Source organism: Streptomyces beigongshangae (genome assembly GCF_019710745.1).
Taxonomy (GTDB): Bacteria; Actinomycetota; Actinomycetes; order Streptomycetales; family Streptomycetaceae; genus Streptomyces; species Streptomyces beigongshangae.
Genome location: NZ_JAHKJW010000002.1, coordinates 229715 through 247759, shown reverse-complemented (window position 1 = coordinate 247759; position 18045 = coordinate 229715). Strand labels below are relative to the sequence as shown.

15 protein-coding genes are annotated in these 18045 nt (G+C 73.2%); 9 read left to right on the top strand and 6 right to left on the bottom strand.

Going from position 1 to position 18045, the window contains the following annotated elements:
• The first annotated feature begins 102 nt into the window (after nt 1-102).
• Nucleotides 103-816, top strand: a complete 714-nt coding sequence (locus KM933_RS02450) for a PepSY domain-containing protein (protein ID WP_221348076.1) — start codon at nt 103-105, stop codon at nt 814-816.
• A gap of 85 nt (nt 817-901) precedes the next feature.
• On the opposite strand, the gene meaB is transcribed toward KM933_RS02450, so the two are convergent.
• Nucleotides 902-1858: a methylmalonyl Co-A mutase-associated GTPase MeaB gene (gene meaB / locus KM933_RS02445; protein ID WP_221348123.1), complete on the bottom strand. Its 957-nt coding sequence runs from the start codon at nt 1856-1858 to the stop codon at nt 902-904.
• A gap of 126 nt (nt 1859-1984) precedes the next feature.
• On the bottom strand, nt 1985-3187 hold the full coding sequence (locus KM933_RS02440; protein WP_221348075.1) for an acetyl-CoA C-acetyltransferase: 1203 nt from the start codon (nt 3185-3187) through the stop codon (nt 1985-1987).
• Between the two features lie 148 nt (nt 3188-3335).
• Here KM933_RS02440 and mce point away from each other — a divergent pair, with 148 nt between their 5' ends.
• From mce to KM933_RS02410, 6 genes are all read left to right on the top strand, one after another.
• On the top strand, nt 3336-3776 hold the full coding sequence (gene mce, locus KM933_RS02435) for a methylmalonyl-CoA epimerase (protein WP_221348074.1): 441 nt from the start codon (nt 3336-3338) through the stop codon (nt 3774-3776).
• Nucleotides 3777-4007: 231 nt separating this feature from the next.
• The gene (gene scy, locus KM933_RS02430) at nt 4008-7856 is read left to right on the top strand and encodes a polarized growth protein Scy (protein ID WP_221348073.1); all 3849 of its coding nucleotides are present in this window, start codon (nt 4008-4010) and stop codon (nt 7854-7856) included.
• A 183-nt stretch (nt 7857-8039) separates the two neighbouring features.
• Nucleotides 8040-8975 (top strand): coiled-coil domain-containing protein, encoded by a 936-nt coding sequence (locus KM933_RS02425; RefSeq protein ID WP_221348072.1) that lies wholly within the window; start codon nt 8040-8042, stop codon nt 8973-8975.
• Between the two features lie 232 nt (nt 8976-9207).
• Nucleotides 9208-10410, top strand: coding sequence for an ABC transporter ATP-binding protein (locus tag KM933_RS02420; protein ID WP_221348071.1), 1203 nt, complete (start codon nt 9208-9210; stop codon nt 10408-10410).
• Entirely contained in the window at nt 10407-11144 is a 738-nt protein-coding gene (locus KM933_RS02415) for an ABC transporter permease (protein WP_221348070.1), read from the top strand. The genes KM933_RS02420 and KM933_RS02415 overlap by 4 nt, the downstream gene beginning before the upstream one ends.
• Nucleotides 11141-11293 (top strand): hypothetical protein, encoded by a 153-nt coding sequence (locus KM933_RS02410; RefSeq protein ID WP_221348069.1) that lies wholly within the window; start codon nt 11141-11143, stop codon nt 11291-11293. Before KM933_RS02415 ends, KM933_RS02410 begins: the two co-directional genes overlap by 4 nt.
• A gap of 52 nt (nt 11294-11345) precedes the next feature.
• Here the strand turns inward: KM933_RS02410 and KM933_RS02405 are convergent, their stop codons facing one another.
• Nucleotides 11346-11675: an ATP/GTP-binding protein gene (locus KM933_RS02405; protein WP_221348068.1), complete on the bottom strand. Its 330-nt coding sequence runs from the start codon at nt 11673-11675 to the stop codon at nt 11346-11348.
• 218 nt (nt 11676-11893) lie between these two features.
• Here KM933_RS02405 and KM933_RS02400 point away from each other — a divergent pair, with 218 nt between their 5' ends.
• Entirely contained in the window at nt 11894-12922 is a 1029-nt protein-coding gene (locus KM933_RS02400) for an LLM class flavin-dependent oxidoreductase (RefSeq protein ID WP_221348067.1), read from the top strand.
• Nucleotides 12923-13066: 144 nt separating this feature from the next.
• Here the strand turns inward: KM933_RS02400 and KM933_RS02395 are convergent, their stop codons facing one another.
• On the bottom strand, nt 13067-13459 hold the full coding sequence (locus KM933_RS02395; RefSeq protein ID WP_221348066.1) for an SCO5389 family protein: 393 nt from the start codon (nt 13457-13459) through the stop codon (nt 13067-13069).
• Between the two features lie 287 nt (nt 13460-13746).
• Here KM933_RS02395 and nucS point away from each other — a divergent pair, with 287 nt between their 5' ends.
• A complete protein-coding gene (nucS, locus tag KM933_RS02390; RefSeq protein ID WP_221348065.1) occupies nt 13747-14418 on the top strand; it encodes an endonuclease NucS in 672 nt (223 codons plus the stop codon).
• Between the two features lie 80 nt (nt 14419-14498).
• Here the strand turns inward: nucS and KM933_RS02385 are convergent, their stop codons facing one another.
• Both KM933_RS02385 and KM933_RS02380 read right to left on the bottom strand, forming a co-directional pair.
• Nucleotides 14499-17207 (bottom strand): ATP-binding protein, encoded by a 2709-nt coding sequence (locus KM933_RS02385; protein WP_221348064.1) that lies wholly within the window; start codon nt 17205-17207, stop codon nt 14499-14501.
• 322 nt (nt 17208-17529) lie between these two features.
• Nucleotides 17530-17853, bottom strand: coding sequence for an STAS domain-containing protein (locus KM933_RS02380; RefSeq protein WP_221348063.1), 324 nt, complete (start codon nt 17851-17853; stop codon nt 17530-17532).
• Nucleotides 17854-18045: the final 192 nt, after the last annotated feature.

Genomic DNA, 18045 nt, shown 5'->3' with positions numbered 1-18045 from the left:
CTTCAGGGTCCCTTCAGCGTCGTTCAGCCAGATTGGGTCATGTCGAAACGCACCGAAGACGTTCGACATCCGGTCGAAGCAGATGATCTCGGAGGAATTCCCATGAAGCGCAACATCGTCATCGCCACCGTCGCGGCCGCCGCCCTCATCGGAGGCGGTACGGCGACGGCCCTCGCCGTCACGGGTGACGACGACGCGCCGACGAAGCAGTCCAGCGTGCGCGCCTCGGACGACGACCGCGACGACAACGACCGTGATGACAGTGACGGCCGCGACGGCCGCGACGGCCGCAAGGACACAGCGGACGACGCCGAGGACGCCGCCGAGGTGAAGGCCGCGAAGGTCACGGCGGCCGACGCGATCACGGCCGCGCTGAAGAGCCTCCCGGGCACGGCGGTCTCGGCCGACCTGGACGACGAGGGCAGCAGCCTGGTGTGGGACGTGGACGTGCTGTCCTCGGGCGGCGACTGGCACAGCGTCCGGATCGACCCGGGCACGGGGAAGGTGCTCGGCTCGGACGCCGAGCGGGAGGACGCCGACGACACCGCGCGGGCGCGGGCCGCGTTGAAGGGCACGTCCGTCACCGCCGCGGAGGCCGCGGAGGCCGGGGCCGCGAAGGGGACGGTCACGTCCGTCGATCTGGACGACGACGGCCGCACGTCCGCCTGGGACGTGGACACGACCGCCGCGAACGGTGCCGAGAAGGAGTGGAAGGTCGACACCGGCTCCGCGAAGGTCACGGCGGACACGTCGTCGGACGACGACGACGACTCGAACGACTCGAACGACGACACCGACACCGACACCGACGACTGATTCGTTCTCCCGCCCCCAAACCCCCTTCGTCCTCGGACGCCGGACGGGCCGACCATGTCGGCCCGTCCGGCGTCCGAGGACGGGTTCAGCCCTCCGCCAGCGCCTCCACCAGGGAGTCCGCCGCCCCGTACGGGTCGAGGTCCCCCGACACGATCCGCTCGGCGAGCGCGCTGAGCCGCCGGTCCCCGTGCAGGTCGCCGATCCGCTCCCGCAGCGCGGTCATGGCGATCGTCTCCACCTCGCGGGAGGCCCGCGTCAGCCGCCGTGCGGCCAGCACCCCCCGCTCCTCCATCCATGCCCGGTGCTTCTCCAGCGCCTCGACGACCTCGTCGATCCCCTCCCCGCGCGCGGCCACCGTCTTCACGATGGGCGGCCGCCAGTCCCCGGGCCCGCGGGACTCGCCGAGCCCCAGCATGTGGTTCAGCTCGCGGGCCGTCGCGTCGGCCCCGTCCCGGTCGGCCTTGTTGACCACGTACACGTCCCCGATCTCCAGGATCCCGGCCTTGGCCGCCTGGATCCCGTCGCCCATGCCGGGCGCGAGCAGCACCACGGACGTGTCGGCCTGGGAGGCGATCTCGACCTCGGACTGCCCGACGCCCACGGTCTCGACGAGCACCACGTCGCAGCCGGCCGCGTCCAGTACGCGGACGGCCTGGGGCGCGGACCGGGCCAGTCCGCCGAGGTGGCCGCGGGTGGCCATCGAGCGGATGTAGACGCCCGGGTCGGCGGCGTGGTCCGCCATCCGGACGCGGTCGCCGAGCAGCGCCCCGCCGGAGAAAGGCGACGACGGGTCGACGGCCAGGACGCCGACCCGCCTGCCCCGCCGCCGGTAGGCGCTCACGAGCGCCGACGTGGACGTCGACTTGCCGACGCCGGGCGATCCCGTGAGCCCCACGACGTACGCGCCGCCCGTGAGCGGGGCCAGCGCGGCCATGACCTCGCGGAGCTGCGGGGACGCCCCCTCCACCAGGGAGATCAGCCGGGCCACGGCCCGCGGCCGGCCTTCCCGGGCCGCGGCCACCAGCGAGGGGACGTCCTGCAGCATCGACACAGCTCCGACAGCTCCGTTCAGCGTTCACCGGCCGGATCGCCCGGCCCCATGGCCCCGTAGTCGTACCGGTGGCCCTGTAGTCGTACCGGTGGTCCCGTACTCGTACCGACCCCCGCGTCAGGCCCCGGGCACCCGCAGGATCAGCGCGTCGCCCTGTCCGCCGCCGCCGCACAGCGCCGCCGCGCCCACGCCGCCGCCGCGCCGCTTCAGTTCGAGGGCGAGGTGGAGGGCGAGCCGGGCGCCGGACATGCCGATCGGGTGACCGAGCGCGATGGCGCCGCCGTTGACGTTCACCTTTTCCGTGGACACTCCGAGGTCCTTCATCGACTGGACCGCGACGGCGGCGAAGGCCTCGTTGATCTCGATCAGGTCAAGATCCTCGACGCCGATGCCCTCCTTCCGGAGCGCGTGCCGGATGGCGTTCGACGGCTGCGACTGCAAAGAGTTGTCGGGTCCGGCCACATTCCCGTGGGCGCCGATCTCCGCGATCCAGTCGAGGCCGAGCTCCTCGGCCCTGGCCCTGCTCATGACGACCACGGCGGCCGCCCCGTCGGAGATCTGCGAGGCCGAGCCGGCGGTGATCGTGCCGTCCTCGCTGAACGCGGGCCGCAGTCTGCCCAGCGACTCGGAGGTGGTCTCCGCGCGGATGCCCTCGTCCTGGCCGAAGACGACGGGTTCGCCCTTGCGCTGCGGGATCTCCACGGGCGTGATCTCCGCGTCGAACACGCCGTTCTTCTGCGCCGCGGCGGCCCTCTGGTGCGACAGGGCGGAGAACTCGTCCTGCTCGGGGCGCAGGATACCGAGCCGGGTGTTGTGCCGCTCGGTCGACTCGCCCATGGCGATGTGCTCGAACGCGTCGGTCAGACCGTCGTACGCCATCGCGTCGAGCATCTCGATCGCGCCGTACTTGTAGCCCTCGCGGGACTTGGGCAGCAGGTGGGGCGCGTTGGTCATGGACTCCTGGCCGCCCGCGACGACCACGTCGAACTCACCGGCGCGAATCAGCTGGTCGGCCAGCGCGATGGCGTCGAGGCCCGAGAGGCACACCTTGTTGACGGTGAGCGCCGGGACGCTCATCGGGATGCCCGCCTTGACCGCGGCCTGGCGTGCCGGGATCTGCCCCGCCCCGGCCTGGAGCACCTGGCCCATGATCACGTACTGCACCAGGTCGCCTCCGATCCCCGCACGGTCGAGGGCGGCCTTGATCGCGAAGCCGCCGAGATCGGCTCCGGAGAACGACTTCAGGGAGCCGAGCAACCGCCCCATCGGAGTGCGTGCACCCGCAACGATGACGGAGGTGGTGTTGTTCGTTCCAGACATGAGGAGCGATCCCCTTCCAGCTTGCGCAGCCGAGGAGTGAACGAGGGTTTACTCATGAAGGTACTGAGCGGTAGGCCACCCGTCATCCGACCCGTCGTGTGATCGCGCGCACGTTGCGCAACCGCCTCCGGAGCGCTGCACTGACACCATGCTGACGCGAATCGACCACATAGGGATCGCCTGCTTCGACCTCGACGCGACCGTCGAGTTCTACCGGGCCACGTACGGCTTCGAGGTCTTCCACTCCGAGGTCAACGAGGAGCAGGGCGTGCGCGAGGCCATGCTCAAAATCAACGAGACGTCCGACGGCGGCGCCTCCTACCTCCAGCTCCTGGAGCCCGTCCGCGAGGACTCCGCGGTCGGGAAGTGGCTGGCCAAGAACGGTGAGGGCGTGCACCACATCGCCTTCGGCACGGCGGACGTCGACGGGGACGCCGCGGACATCCGGGGAAAGGGCGTACGGGTGCTGTACGACGAGCCGCGCAGGGGTTCGATGGGCTCCAGGATCACCTTCCTGCACCCGAAGGACTGCCATGGCGTCCTGACAGAACTGGTCACTTCGGCGCCAGTTGAGTCACCTGAGCACTGACCTCCGTATATCTGGGCCGGTAGGGTTGGGCTCGGCCGTCGCCACTTCGGGGCGGCCCGGGTCCTCATCGTCGGGATCTGATGGCCGGGGTCCAGGTTTCGGGGGATGAGCGTCGGGGCGGCAGCCCGTGCTCCGCCGTTGATCTGACACCATTCCCCGGGGGCCCCGTCCGGCGGATGGACGGTGCTCGTTTGGAGAGACTTGCGACCAGGGGACGGATGGGACCGCGCAGTGCGGGGCTACGAACGCCAGGAGCGAGAGCCGGCGGCTGACGTCGACCACCTCTCTCGGTTCGAGGCCGAGATGGAACGGCTGAAGACCGAGCGGGAGAAGGCCGTCCAGCACGCCGAGGACCTCGGCTATCAGGTCGAGGTGCTGCGCGCCAAGCTGCACGAGGCGCGGCGCGCTCTGGCGACCCGGCCTGCCTACGACAGCGCCGACATCGGCTATCAGGCCGAGCAGATGCTCCGCAACGCCCAGGCGCAGGCGGAGTCGCTGCGCCAGGACGCCGAGCGGGAGCTGAGCCAGGCCCGCGCGCAGACGCAGCGGATCCTCCAGGAGCACGCCGAGCAGGCCGCCCGTCTCCAGGCCGAGCTGCACCAGGAGGCGGTCACCCGCCGCCAGCAGCTCGACCAGGAGCTGGCCGAGCGCCGGCAGAGCGTCGAGTCGCACGTCAACGAGAACGTGGCGTGGGCCGAGCAGCTGCGGGCCCGCAGCGAGCAGCAGGCCCGCCGGCTGGTCGACGAGTCGCGCCACGAGGCCGAGCAGGCCCTGGCCGCCGCCCGCGCGGAGGCGGAGCGGATCGCCGCCGAGGCCCGGCAGCGGCTGCGGAGCGACGCCGAGCAGGCCCGCGCGGAGGCCGAGGCGCTGCTGCGCCGGGCCCGTACCGACGCCGAGCGGCTGCTGAACGCGGCGTCGAAGCAGGCCCAGGAGGCCACCGAGCACGCGGAGCAGCTGCGCACCTCGACCGCGGCCGACGCGGACAGCGCCCGCCGGCAGGCCGGCGAGCTGAGCCGCGCCGCCGAGCAGCGCATCAGCGAGGCGGACACGGCGCTGCGCGAGGCGCGGGCCGAGGCGGAGAAGGTCCTCTCCGAGGCGAAGGAGGCCGCGGCCAAGGCGCTCGCCGGGGCGGAGTCCGCGAACGAGCAGCGCACGCGTACGGCCAAGGAACAGGTAGCCCGGCTGGTCGGCGAGGCCACGAAGGAGGCCGAGGCCACCAGGTCCGAGGCCGAGCAGGTCGTCGCGGACGCGCGGACCAGGGCCGAGAAGATCATCGCGGAGGCCGAGGAGAACGCCCGCGCCCTCACCGCCGAGGAGACCGCCTCCCAGCTCGCCAAGGCGGCCCGCACGGCCGAGGAGGTCCTGAACAAGGCATCCGAGGACGCCAAGACGACCACCAGGGCCGCGGCCGAGGAGGCCGAGCGGATCCGCGCCGAGGCCGAGGCCGAGGCGGACCGGCTGCGCGCCGAGGCGCACGACATCGCCGAGCAGCTCAAGGGCACGGCGAAGGACGACACCAAGGAGTACCGCGCCAAGACGGTCGAGCTCCAGGAGGAGGCGCGGCGGCTGCGCGGCGACGCCGAGCAGCTGCGCGCGGACGCGGGCGCCGAGGGCGAGAAGATCCGCGCCGAGGCCCGGCGGGAGGCCGTCCAGCAGATCGAGGAGGCCGCCAAGACCGCCGAGGAGCTGCTCGCCAAGGCGAAGGCCGACGCGGAGGAGCTGCGCTCCAACGCGACGACGGAGAGCCAGCGGGTCCGCACCGAGGCCATCGAGCGCGCGACGACGCTGCGCCGCCAGGCCGAGGAGACCCTGGAGCGCACCCGCGCGGAGGCCGAGCGGCACCGCACGGAGGCCGTCGAGCAGTCCGAGGAGATCAAGGCGGACGCCGAGCGGGCCGCCCGCGAGCTGCACGAGGAGACCGAGCGCGCCGTAGCGGCCCGGCAGGCCGAGGCCGCCGAGGGGCTGGCGCGGCTGCACACGGAGGCCGAGGAGCGGCTCGCCTCCGCCGAGCAGGCGCTGACCGACGCACGGGCGGAGGCCGAGCGGATCCGCCGCGAGGCCGCCGAGGAGATCGAGCGGCTGCGCAACGAGGCCGCCGAGCGGCTCCGTACGCTCCAGGCGCAGGCCGAGTCCGAGGCCGAGCGGCTGCGCGACGAGGCCGCCTCGGACGCGGCGGCCTCCCGTGCCGAGGGCGAGTCCGTCGCCGTACGGCTGCGTTCGGAGGCCGCGGCGGAGGCCGAACGGCTGAAGTCGGAGGCGCAGGACACCGCCGACCGCGTACGGGCGGAGGCCCAGGCCGCCGCAGAGCGGCTCGCCGCCGAGGCCGCCGAGGCGCTGTCCGCGGCCCAGGAGGAGGCGGCCCGGCGCCGCCGCGAGGCCGAGGAACTCCTCGGCGCCGCGCGCCAGGAGGCGGACCAGGAGCGCCAGCGGGCGCGCGAGCAGAGCGAGGAGCTGCTGGCCTCGGCGCGCAACCGCGTGGAGGAGGCCCAGACCGAGGCCGTACGGCTGGTCGAGGAGGCGGACCGCCGGGCGACCGAGATGGTGTCGGCCGCCGAGCAGACCGCGCAGCAGGTGCGCGACTCCGTGGCCGGGCTGCACGAGCAGGCCCAGGAGGAGATCACGGGCCTGCGCAGCGCCGCCGAGCACGTGGCGGAGCGCGTGCGCACCGAGGCGCAGCAGGAGGCCGACCGGGTCCGCGCCGACGCGCACGCGGAGCGGGAGCGGGCGAGCGAGGACGGCAACCGGATCCGGCGCGAGGCGCAGGAGGAGTCGGAGGCCGCCAGGTCGCTCGCGGAGCGCACGGTCTCGGAGGCGATCGCCGAGGCCGAGCGGCTGCGTTCGGACGCCTCGGAGTACGTCCAGCGGGCACGCACGGAGGCATCGGACACCATCGCGTCGGCCGAGCAGGACGCCTCGCGCTCCCGGGCCGAGGCCCGGGAGGACGCCAACCGCATCCGGTCGGACGCGGCGGCGCAGGCGGACACCCTCATCACCGAGACCACGGCCGAGGTGGAGCGGCTCACCGCGGAGACGAACCAGGAGGCGGAGCGCGTTCGCGCCGAGTCCGTGGCGAAGGCCGAGAAGCTGATCTCGGACGCGACGGGCGACGCGGAGCGACTGCGCGCCGAGGCGGCCGAGACGGTCGGCTCCGCCCAGCAGCACGCCGAGCGGATCCGCTCGGAGGCGCAGCGCGTCAAGGCCGAGGCCGCCGCGGAGGCCGACCGCCTCATGTCGAACGCCCGGGACGAGGCCGACGACACGCTGGACAAGGCGCGCAAGGAGGCCAACAAGCGGCGTTCCGAGGCGGCCGAGCAGGTCGACAAGCTGATCACGGAGACGACGGCCGAGGCCGACAAGCTCCTCTCCGAGTCGCAGCAGAACGCGCGCAAGACCACCGCGGACGCCGAGGCGCAGGCCGACTCGATGGTGGGCGCGGCACGCAACGAGGCCGAGCGGCTGCTCGCCGAGGCGACGGTCGAGGGCAACTCCCTGGTGGAGCGGTCCAGGGCCGACGCGGACGAGCTGCTGGTCGGCGCGCGCCGGGACGCGACGGCCATAAGGGAGCGGGCCGAGGAGCTGCGCGACCGGATCACCACCGAGATCGAGGAGCTGCACGAGCGGGCCCGCCGGGAGTCCGCCGAGACGATGAAGGCGGCCGGCGACCGGTGCGACGCGCTGATCAGGGCCGCCGAGGACCAGCTGAGGGAAGCCGAGGCGAAGGCCGAGGACCTGGTGTCGGAGGCGAGCTCCGAGGCGAGCAAGGTCCGGATCGCCGCCGTGAAGAAGGCGGAAGGGCTCCTCAAGGAGGCCGAGCAGAAGAAGGCCGCGCTCATCGCGGAGGCGGAGGGGATCAGGTCCGAGGCGGTGCGCGAGGCGCGGGCCGCGGTCGAGGAGGGAAAGCGGGAGCTGGAGGTGCTGGTCCGCCGTCGGCAGGACATCAATGCCGAGATCTCCCGTGTCCAGGACGTCCTGGAGGCGTTGGAGTCCTTTGAAGCCCCGTCGGGCGGCAAGGACGGGGGCGTCAAGGCGGGCGCCGCGGCCGGCGCGACCCGTTCGGGTGGCAAACAGTCGGATGGCTAGCCGGATGGGCGGCTCTCGTGCATGTCGAGGAGCTTCAGTGAACCCTCCGGCTGCCACTTCCGGCCGTTAGCCTCCAAAAAGGGTGTCATTCTCCATATCAATCGGGCTACTGCTCGATGACACACCGTTCTGGCCCCTAGGATTCCACCTATCACCTCACCGGTCTCATTCGACAGGAACCCCATGAGCGACACTTCCCCCTACGGCTTCGAGCTTGTGCGGCGTGGGTACGACCGCGCTCAGGTGGACGAACGCATTTCGAAGCTCGTCTCCGACCGTGACAGCGCTCTGGCCCGTATCACTGCTCTCGAGAAGCGCATCGAGGAACTCCACCTCGAAACGCAGAACGCCCAGGCCCAGGTAAGCGACGCCGAGCCGTCGTACGCCGGTCTCGGCGCCCGCGTGGAGAAGATCCTCCGCCTCGCCGAGGAGGAGGCCAAGGACCTGCGCGAGGAGGCCCGACGCGCGTCCGAGCAGCACCGCGAGCTCGCCGAGTCGGCGGCCCAGCAGGTGCGCAACGACGCGGAGTCGTTCGCCGCGGACCGCAAGTCCAAGGCCGAGGACGAAGGCGTCCGGATCGTCGAGAAGGCCAAGTCCGACGCCTCCCAGCTGCGCCAGGAGGCGCAGAAGGACGCGCAGTCGAAGCGTGAGGAGGCGGACGCCCTCTTCGAGGAGACCCGCGCGAAGGCCGCGCAGGCCGCCGCCGACTTCGAGACGAACCTCGCCAAGCGGCGTGAGCAGTCCGAGCGCGACCTGGCGTCGCGGCAGGCCAAGGCCGAGAAGCGGCTCGCCGAGATCGAGCACCGTGCGGAGCAGCTGCGGCTGGAGGCCGAGAAGCTGCGCACGGACGCGGAGCGGCGTGCGCGCCAGACCGTCGAGACGGCTCAGCGGCAGGCCGAGGACATCGTGGCCGACGCGAACGCCAAGGCGGACCGGATCCGTTCGGAGTCCGAGCGGGAGCTGGCGGCCCTGACGAACCGGCGCGACTCGATCAACGCCCAGCTGACGAACGTGCGCGAGATGCTGGCGACGCTCACGGGGGCGGCCGTGGCCGCCGCGGGCTCTCCGGCGGAGGACGAGCCGATCTCCCGCGGGGTGCCGGCTCAGCAGTCCCGCTAGGCGCGGACCCGCACTCCCGTTCGGTACGGGGCGCGGGTGGACTGCGGACCGGCCGTGGCTGGTCGCGCAGTCCACCCGCGCCCCTTACGGAGCTCCTTCCCGAACGGGCGGGACGTGTGGGGCGCGATTTTTTACCCGGTCTTGAAGGGAACCGTCAGCGCCCCGATATCCTCCTAACCCTTACGGGGGGCATGTGCCCCGACGTCCTGAACCTTTTCGATGGGTGCGGAGAATGATCGAGGCAGTCGGCCTGACGAAGCGCTACGGCGACAAGACGGCCGTGTACAACCTTTCCTTCCAGGTCAGGCCGGGCTCCGTCACCGGTTTCCTCGGCCCCAACGGGTCGGGCAAGTCGACGACCATGCGGATGATCCTGGGGCTCGACAATCCCACCGCCGGGCGGGTGACGATCGGCGGCCACCCCTACCGCAGGCTGCCCAACGCACCGCGCCAGGTCGGCGCGCTGCTCGACGCCAAGGCGGTGCACGGCGGTCGGCACGCCCGCAACCACCTGCTGTGCCTGGCACAGCTGTCGGGCATCCCCGCCCGCCGGGTGGACGAGGTGCTCGGTGTCGTGGGGCTCCAGGACGTGGCCAAGAAGCGCTCCAAGGGCTTCTCGCTCGGTATGGGCCAGCGGCTGGGCATCGCGGCCGCGCTGCTCGGCGACCCGCAGGTGCTGCTCTTCGACGAGCCGGTCAACGGGCTCGACCCCGAGGGCATCCTCTGGGTGCGCAACCTGATGAAGTCGCTGGCCGCGGAGGGCCGTACCGTCTTCGTCTCCTCGCACCTGATGAGCGAGATGGCCCTCACCGCCGACCACCTCATAGTGATCGGCCGCGGCCAGCTGCTCGCCGACATGAGCGTGCGCGACTTCATCTCGCACAACTCCGCCGACTTCGCGCGGGTGCGCACGCCCGACACCGAGCCCGCCCAGCGCGAGAAGCTGACGGCCGCGCTCACCGAGGCGGGCGGCCAGGTGATGCCCGAGCAGGACGGCGGGCTGCGCGTCACCGGGCTGCCGCTGCCCCGCATCAGCGACCTGGCGCACGACGCGGACGTACGCCTGTGGGAGCTCTCCCCGCACCAGGCCTCGCTGGAGGAGGCGTACATGCGGATGACGCAGGGCGTCGTCGACTACCGCTCCACCACCGACCAGCGGGCGGGCCTGCGGCAGGAGCTGCCGCCGGGGGCGGTACCGCAGCCGCCGGTGCCGGGGCAGGGCCAGCCGGGCTGGTACGCGCCGCCGCCGCCCCAGCAGGGCGGGCAGCCGTTCGCGATGCCCCAGGGGATGCCCCAGGGACAGCCGCCGGCGGGCCCCTACGGCACCCCGGGCGTCCCGGGCGCCGCGGTGTCCAACCCGTACGCCCAGCCCGCGCCCGCCCAGCCCGCCGGTTCCGCCGCCCCCGACCTGACCAAGCCCGAGGACGCCCGATGAGCACGCCCCAGCCGCAGACGCACCAGCAGGCCGCCCCTGCCCCCAACTGGCAGTCGGCGCCCGGGACCTCGTACACCTCGCCGATCCCGGTCACCCGCACCCACCTCGGGCACGCGCTCGCCTCGGAGTGGACGAAGATCAAGTCGGTGCGCTCCACGATGTGGACGCTCGGCGTCTTCCTGCTCCTGGTCGTGGGGATCGGCCTCCTCGTCGCCGCCAACACGGACAGCAGCGACTACGTGGACGTCCCCTACACGATCCCCGCCTTCTTCGGGCTGATCCTCGGGCAGATCTGCCTGATCACCCTGGGTGTGCTGGTGATCTCGTCGGAGTACGGCACGGGCATGATCCGTACGACGTTCACGGCCTCCCCGCAGCGCCACCGGGTGCTCACCGCCAAGCTGCTGGTCTTCTTCCTCGTCGCGTTCGCCGTGTCGGTCCTCGCCATCGGGTTCGTCGGCCTGGTCACGTCGGGCATGCACAGCGGGGTGTCGGACGTCTCCTGGACCGGGACCGTCCTGAAGGGCGCGCTCTACGTGTCGCTGCTCGGCGTGCTGGCGCTCGCCGTGGGCTCGATGCTGCGGCACTCCGCGGGCGCGATCACCGCGATGCTCGGCCTGGTGCTGGTGCCGGCGATCCTGCCCGCGTTCCTCATGATCTCCGACAGCCTGCGCTCGATCGGCGAGAAGATGATGGACTACAACGCGCCGAACGCGCNATCGGCGAGAAGATGATGGACTACAACGCGCCGAACGCGCTCGCCAGGATCTTCCGGATCGACGCCGAGGCCGGGACCGGCACCCCGCAGCTCGCCCTGCTCGCCGGTCTGACCGCCGCCGCCGTCGCGGGCGCCTACGTGCTCGTGGAGCGGCGCGACGTGTGAACCGGGCCGGGCGTACCCGCTCCGGCCGTGGGGCTGGAACCTCGCCCTGGGACTAGAACCTCGGCGCGTTCCGGGACCGCTGCACCCGTGTGGTGCGGCGGTCCTTCGCGTTCCAGCACGCCTTGTGCCAGTGCCGGCGCTCGTCCACCCCGGAGTGCTCGGGCCATGCCACCACGTGCGGGACACCGGAGGGGATCTGCTGGTCGCAGCCGGGGCAGCGGTACGTCTTGCCCTGCGCGCCGGCCCCCGCCACGTGCCGCACGCTCCAGGGCTCGCCCCGCCAGCTCTCCGTGGACTGCCAGCCGCCGTACCGGTCGGACGGATCCTCGTCCGCGCGCCGGCCGGAGCCGGCGGCATGGGGACGGTTGCGGCGCGGGGACACGGGACACCTCACGGGGCTATACAGGGAGCACGGGCCGCATCCAGCCTACGCGGAGCGCCCAGGGGTACGCGTACGTCACCTATCACCTCAGATCACCCGCACAATCAGCTCATTCTGCAGACAATCCGCCAATCCCCCCGCCAAGCCGTGTCTTTGGCACGTGTCGGACGGTTATGCGAGGTGGGGGAGGAGCGTCGGCACAAGGAGGCAGGAGTGCGATGCGTGTAGGAAGTTTCGTTCTGGCCGCACAGTTCCCCGGTCAGGGGCAGGCCGAGGCGCTGCACCGCGCGGTGCGGTCGGCGGAGGTCGCCGAGGAGGCCGGACTCGACGCGGTGTGGCTGGCGGAGCACCACTTCGTGCCGTACGGGACGTGCCCGTCGGCCGTGACGCTCGCGGCGCTGCTGCTCGGTCGCACCCGCCGCCTCCGGGTGGGCACGGCGGTCAGCGTGCTGCCCACCGCGCACCCGGTGGCGCTCGGCGAGCAGGCCGCGCTGCTGCACGTCGTCTCGGGCGGGCGCTTCTCGCTGGGGGTGGGGCGCGGTGGGCCCTGGGTCGATCTGGAGGTCTTCGGGGCGGGTCTGGAGGCGTACGAGAAGGGGTTCCCGGAATCACTCGATCTGCTGGTGCGCTGGCTGCGCGAGCCGTCCGTGGCGGGCGGTTCCGAGCGCTTCGCCTTCCGCGAGGTCGCCGTGGTGCCCCGGCCCTCGGAGGCCCTGACGGGCGGTACGGGCCCCGAGGTCGTCGTCGCCTGCACCTCGCCGGCGAGCGTGCGGACGGCCGCCGAGCGCGGGCTGCCGATGCTGCTCGGCATGCACGTGGGGGACGAGGAGAAGGCCGGGATGGTCGCACTGTGGCGTGCACACGCGCGCGCCGCGGGGCGCTCCCCCGCCGAGATCACGGGCGCCCCCCATGTGTCGGCCGGGGTCGCACAGATCGCGGACCGGCGGACGGACGCCGTCGAGACGCTCCTGAAGGCCGTGCCGGGCTGGCTGAGGCAGGGACTGGAGGCGCATGTGACGGTGGACGGCCGGAAGCGCCCGATGCGCGATCCCCTCGCCTACACCGAACTCCTGTGCGGACTGCACCCGGTGGGTACTCCGCAGCTGTGCGCGGACCGCCTCGCGGCGACCTCCGAGCGCACGGGCATCACCCGCTTCGCGCTCCTCGTGGAGGGCTCCGGCGACCTGACGGCCACGGAGGAGAACGTACGGCGGCTGGGGGGCGAGGTACTGCCACGGCTGCGGTGAGCCGGCCCCGCCCGGCGACGGGCGCGACGGCCCGGCTCCGCCGGCCCGCGGTCCGGACCCGGGGGCCCGGACCGCGGGGAGCCTGCCGCTCCCGTACAGAACACCTCCCGCGTACGGAGCAGCAGGCCGTGCGGGCTCACCGCGTCAGCAGTCCCGGAACTCCGGGGACTGGTTCAGCAGTTGGCTGCGCACCGAGGTGAAGCGGGCCAGGGTGTCGTCCACCGAGCCGTCCAGCGGGAACACCGCCACCCGGTGGCAGTTCTGGAAGGCCAGCCGCACCCCGAAGTGGCGCTGCAAGGCACCTCGTATCGCGTCGCTCGCGAGGGCGCGCAGCAGCTGGCCCCGCGCCTGCTCGTCCGGCGGAGGCGTCTGGTTGTCGGCGAAGTTGCCGCCGTCCACCTTCAGCCGCACCGCCAGGGAGCTGATCATCTCCCATGCGTAGGGCAGGGAGTTCCGGACGCAGTCGACGAATTCCGCTTCGTCGACCTCGCCTCGCTCGGCCTTTTCGAGTAGGGCCGGTGAGACGTCCAGCGACATGGGTTCTCCTCTCGCACCCCCTCGTCAGAGGGGGCTGACGGACGGGTCGGGAGACAGCGATGTCAAACACGCTCGGTACACGCATCGCGACCTCCCGCTCACACGGTAGGCAACTGTTCGTGGCCGCACCAGGACATCGCGCACACGGCGGGGGCCCGACGTGCACACAACCGGCCACCGGCGAACGGGGCTTATCCGGGGAAACGGGGACGAGCGGGGAAGCAGCGCCCGGCGGGCCCTGCGGGCGGATCGCGCCGACCCGTGCCGGTCGAGTAGCGTTGCCGACCATGCGTCTCGTCATTGCCCGCTGCTCCGTCGACTACGCGGGCCGGCTCACCGCCCATCTCCCGTCCGCCCCCCGCCTCATCCTCGTGAAGGCGGACGGGAGTGTCTCGATCCATGCGGACGACCGGGCCTACAAGCCCCTCAACTGGATGTCGCCGCCCTGCACCCTGAAGGAGGGCTCGGGGGACGACCAGGGTGTCTGGACCGTCGTCAACAAGGCCGGTGAGAAGCTCATCATCACCATGGAGGAGGTCCTCCACGACTCCTCGCACGAGCTCGGCGTCGACCCCGGCCTGATCAAGGACGGGGTGGAGGCGCACCTCCAGGAGCTGCTGGCCGACCGCATAGAGACTCTCGGCGAGGGCTACTCCCTCATCCGCCGCGAGTACATGACGGCCATCGGCCCGGTCGACATCCTCTGCCGTGACGCGGACGGCGGGACCGTCGCCGTGGAGATCAAGCGGCGCGGCGAGATCGACGGCGTGGAGCAGCTGACGCGCTACCTGGACCTGCTGAACCGCGACCCGCACCTCGCGCCGGTGCGCGGCATCTTCGCGGCCCAGGAGATCAAGCCCCAGGCGCGGGTCCTCGCCACCGACCGGGGCATCGGCTGCACGGTCCTCGACTACAACGCGCTGCGCGGCATCGAGGACGACAAGCTGCGGCTGTTCTGACGGCAACGGCGAACGCGACGGGCGCGTCCCCTCGGGGGCGCGCCCGTCGCGTCTGCCGTGCCTGCCGCGTCTGCCGTGCCTCAGATCACCGGTGTGTCCGGTGTGCCGCCGTCCTCCGCCGGGCCGCTCGCGGAACTGCTCGCGGAGCCGCTCGCGACGGGGCTGGACGCGGGGCCGCCGGCCGAGTCCGAGGTCTGCGGGGTGGAGGGCGGCGGTTCGCTGGGCTCCCCCGTGGGCTCGCTCCCGGTCGGCGTGGGGTCCGGGGTGGGGCTGGCCGGCGGTGTCGAACCGGTCGGCGGCTTCGTCGTCGAGGGCGACGGCTCCGGGGTGGAGGGCGGCGGCTCCGACGAGGACGCGCTCGGGCTCGGGTCCTTCGATCCGCTCGGGTCCTGCGACGGTTCGCCGGTCGGGCTGGGCTCGGGATCGTCCGAGGTCCCGATGACCCCGTCCCTGCCCGGGTCGGCCGGGCGGCTCGTCGAGTCCGCGTCGCCGCTGCCCTTCTTCGGCCGGTCCGCACCCAGTCCGCCGTCGTCCTCGCCCGCGCTGGCCGACGGGCCGCTGCCGACCTTCTCCGCCGGGGCGTTGTCGTCGGGGCTGGAGGTCGCGCCGAGCGTCACCACCGTGCCGAGCACGGCGGCGAGCAGGGCGCCCGCCCCGGCGGCCACCAGGTTGCGCCGGGTGCCGTGGACCAGGCCCCTGAGCCTCCCGGTTCCGCCGGTCCCGGCCGTCCCGGTCACCCGGGCTGCCCCCGTGGCCCCGGCCGCCCCCGTGGCCGCGGCCGCTCCGCCGACCGCACCGGCCGCACCGGTCCTGGCCGGGGAGACCGGCCCGTCGCGGTGGGTGATCAGGGTGGCGGGCTCGCCGGGGCCCTGGAGCGAGGGGACCGCCCCGAACCCGGCCGGTACACCGCCGGGCGGCGACGCCGACTCCTCGTACCGCGCGTCGGACACCTCCTCGCCCGCCGTCGGGCCGATGCCCGCGAAGGCGCCGCCGACGAGCGGTACGGTGCCCGAGCGGTCCGCGACCAGGGCGAGGGCGCGCCGGCCCGCGACGGTGCCCCGTTTGTCGGCGAGGGCGCCGCGCAGGCCGATGGACGCCTCCAGTTCGGCGCGGGCCCGGTCGAGCTGTCCGCCGCAGAGCGCGAGGACGCCCAGCTCGTGGTGGAAGTAGGCCTGGTCCGCGACCTCGCCCGCGAGCCGGGCCGCCTCGCTCCCGGAGCGCAGCGCGCGCTCCCAGGCACTCCAGTGCAGTCCCGCGGCGAACGCGGGCGCGGCCGCCCGGGCCAGCCCGACCGCGGGCGCGTGCTCGCCGTCCTCACCGTCCCCGCCCGGCGGCACGGTGAGCGGCACGAGGGCGGCCAGTGCGGCGAGCACGGCGTCCGCCTCGGCGCAGACCCGCTCCGGGGCGACGGAGGGGTGTCCGGCCCACCAGGTGTAGTGCCGGGCGGCGGCCCGGGCCGTCTCCTCGGCGTCGGACGCGTACCCGGCGGCCTCCAGCTGGGTCTGCACGCCGGCCGCGAGCCGGTAGTGCGAGCCGACCGGGGTGACGAGCGCGCAGCCGACGAGCTCGGCGAGCGCGGCGTCCGCGTGGGTGTGCCCCACCAGGGCGGGCAGATGGGCCTGGTGCGGCACCTCGCCGCCCAGCGCGACGGCGAAGCGCAGGGTGGCGCGGGCCGACTCGCTGAGCCGGGAGGCGAGCAGCGCGGCGGGCGCGGCCCCCTCGGCGAGCGAGGGCAGCGGTACGTGGTGGTCGTCCCCGGCGCCGAAGGGCGCGTCCGCCGCGTCGTCGAACTCGTCCGGTCCGTCCGATCCGTCCGGTCTGTCCGATCCGCCCTCTGAACGTGAACGGCCGGACTCCTCGAACGCCTCCGGGGCGGCGCGCAGCTGGTCGCGCTGCCGCAGCAGGGCACCGGCCTGCACGAACCGCAGCGGAAGCCCTTCCGACTCGAACCAGAGGTCGCCGGCCCAGTTGGCCTCCTCCTCGGTCAGCACGCGGCCGACGACACGCTCCAGCAGTTCGAGCCCGCCGCCCCGCCCGAGGCCGCCGAGGAGGACCTCCTCCAGGAGCGAGTCGGGGGACGGCGCGGCGGTCGCGGGCGTCGCGGAGACCAGCCAGGCGCACTCCGGCGTGGCGTCGAGCAGGCCGTCGAGCGCGGTGCCGCCGAACTCCACGTCGTCCAGGACGACGACCGCGCCGATGTCGTGGACGAGCGCGAGCAGTTCGTCCTGTTCCGGCCGGTGCAGCGGAGCGTCGTGGACGGCCGCGAAGAGGTCGTGCAGCAGATCGTCGGCCGTGCGGCGGTGGCCGCTGAGGCGGATCACGCCGTCGGGCGCGAGGTCCGCGCAGTCGTCGGCGACGGCGTCCAGCAGCACGGTGCGGCCCGAGCCCGAGGGCCCGGTGAGCCGTACGGAGCGCCCGCGCGCGAGCAGCCGTACGAGCCGCTCGCGCTCCTCCTGGCGTTCCAGGAGCGGCAGTCTGGGCTGCGGGGCCCCGGGCGGTACGGTCGGGCGGCCCGCGCGGGTCAGTTCGGTCCGTTCGGCCGCGCCGAACTTCACGGGCCGCGGCGGCCGCTCGCCCGGCGGGCAGAGCTCGATCTCGCTGCCGTCGACGGGATTGACGGTGAGCAGGTGGTCGCCCGTGACGAGTCGCACGGTGCGGACCGGTGCGGGTGTGTGCTGGGCGCCCCCCTGCCCCAGCGGGTGCGTCAGCTGATCGCGCGGCGGGCGCTGTCGTGACGCCGAGCCGTCGTCGCGTCCGTACTCTTCGGGTTCCCGGTCTGTCGGGTCCATAGGTTCTAGCCCCCCAAAAGCGTCGTGTGCCGAGCCCCTCCCGGCCTGCCGCACACCGCGCTGTCGCTTCTGGTCCGGTGCCCCCGCACGGGTTCGTGAAGACGCGGGCAGCCGAACCCTAAACCTTCGCACAGTATCTACGAACACACGGGGTACCGCGCCGTCCGAGACGTCACAGCTTCGTGAGGATTGTTCGCCGGGTACGGGTTTCGTACGCCGCTTCCCATCCGATCTTCGCCGTTTGCGGCAGCGACGCGGGCCGCGCACGGAGGCGGCCGGCGACCCGGCCGGACGTCACGTCCCGGGCGTCACGTCCCGGGCGTCACACCCGGGGCAGCGACTCGACCCCGATACCGCCCTCGACGGCCAGGATGCGGTGGAGGCGGGTGGCCACCAGCAGGCGCTGCATCTGCGGCGGGACACCGCGCAGCACAAGCCTCCGGCCGCACCGCCCCGCCCGCCGGTGGGCCCCCATGATGACACCGAGTCCGGTGGCGTCCCAGGAGTCCAGCTCTGACAGGTCGAGCACCAGGTCGCCGGCTCCGTCGTCGACGGCCGAGTGCAGGACCGTACGGGCGTCCGCCGCGCTGCGGACGTCGAGGCGGCCCCCGACGACCAGCTCGACGTGGTCGCCCCTGATGTGCATATGCGCTCCCCGAGAGTGCGTGTTCGTACGCGGCGCCCTCATCGTGACGGCGCCTTCGGCGTCTTGCGTCGTGTCCTGATGTCAGGACTGACTGGCGCACCGGGGCAGAAGTTGCCCTCCGTGAGCGAACCGATACCCAATTCAACCCCGACGGGTGACAGGGCCGCACCGCGGCGGTGTGACGGGCTCGGG

What these genes read in the sequence shown, in the direction of transcription:
- KM933_RS02425 (WP_221348072.1), top strand. Translation starts at nt 8,040, where the DNA reads ATGAGCGACACTTCCCCCTACGGCTTCGAGCTTGTGCGGCGTGGGTAC.
- KM933_RS02440 (WP_221348075.1), bottom strand. Translation starts at nt 3,187, where the DNA reads ATGTCTGGAACGAACAACACCACCTCCGTCATCGTTGCGGGTGCACGC.
- KM933_RS02420 (WP_221348071.1), top strand. Translation starts at nt 9,208, where the DNA reads ATGATCGAGGCAGTCGGCCTGACGAAGCGCTACGGCGACAAGACGGCC.
- KM933_RS02450 (WP_221348076.1), top strand. Translation starts at nt 103, where the DNA reads ATGAAGCGCAACATCGTCATCGCCACCGTCGCGGCCGCCGCCCTCATC.
- KM933_RS02410 (WP_221348069.1), top strand. Translation starts at nt 11,141, where the DNA reads ATGATGGACTACAACGCGCCGAACGCGCTCGCCAGGATCTTCCGGATC.
- mce (WP_221348074.1), top strand. Translation starts at nt 3,336, where the DNA reads ATGCTGACGCGAATCGACCACATAGGGATCGCCTGCTTCGACCTCGAC.
- KM933_RS02385 (WP_221348064.1), bottom strand. Translation starts at nt 17,207, where the DNA reads ATGGACCCGACAGACCGGGAACCCGAAGAGTACGGACGCGACGACGGC.
- nucS (WP_221348065.1), top strand. Translation starts at nt 13,747, where the DNA reads ATGCGTCTCGTCATTGCCCGCTGCTCCGTCGACTACGCGGGCCGGCTC.
- KM933_RS02380 (WP_221348063.1), bottom strand. Translation starts at nt 17,853, where the DNA reads ATGCACATCAGGGGCGACCACGTCGAGCTGGTCGTCGGGGGCCGCCTC.
- KM933_RS02400 (WP_221348067.1), top strand. Translation starts at nt 11,894, where the DNA reads ATGCGTGTAGGAAGTTTCGTTCTGGCCGCACAGTTCCCCGGTCAGGGG.
- KM933_RS02395 (WP_221348066.1), bottom strand. Translation starts at nt 13,459, where the DNA reads ATGTCGCTGGACGTCTCACCGGCCCTACTCGAAAAGGCCGAGCGAGGC.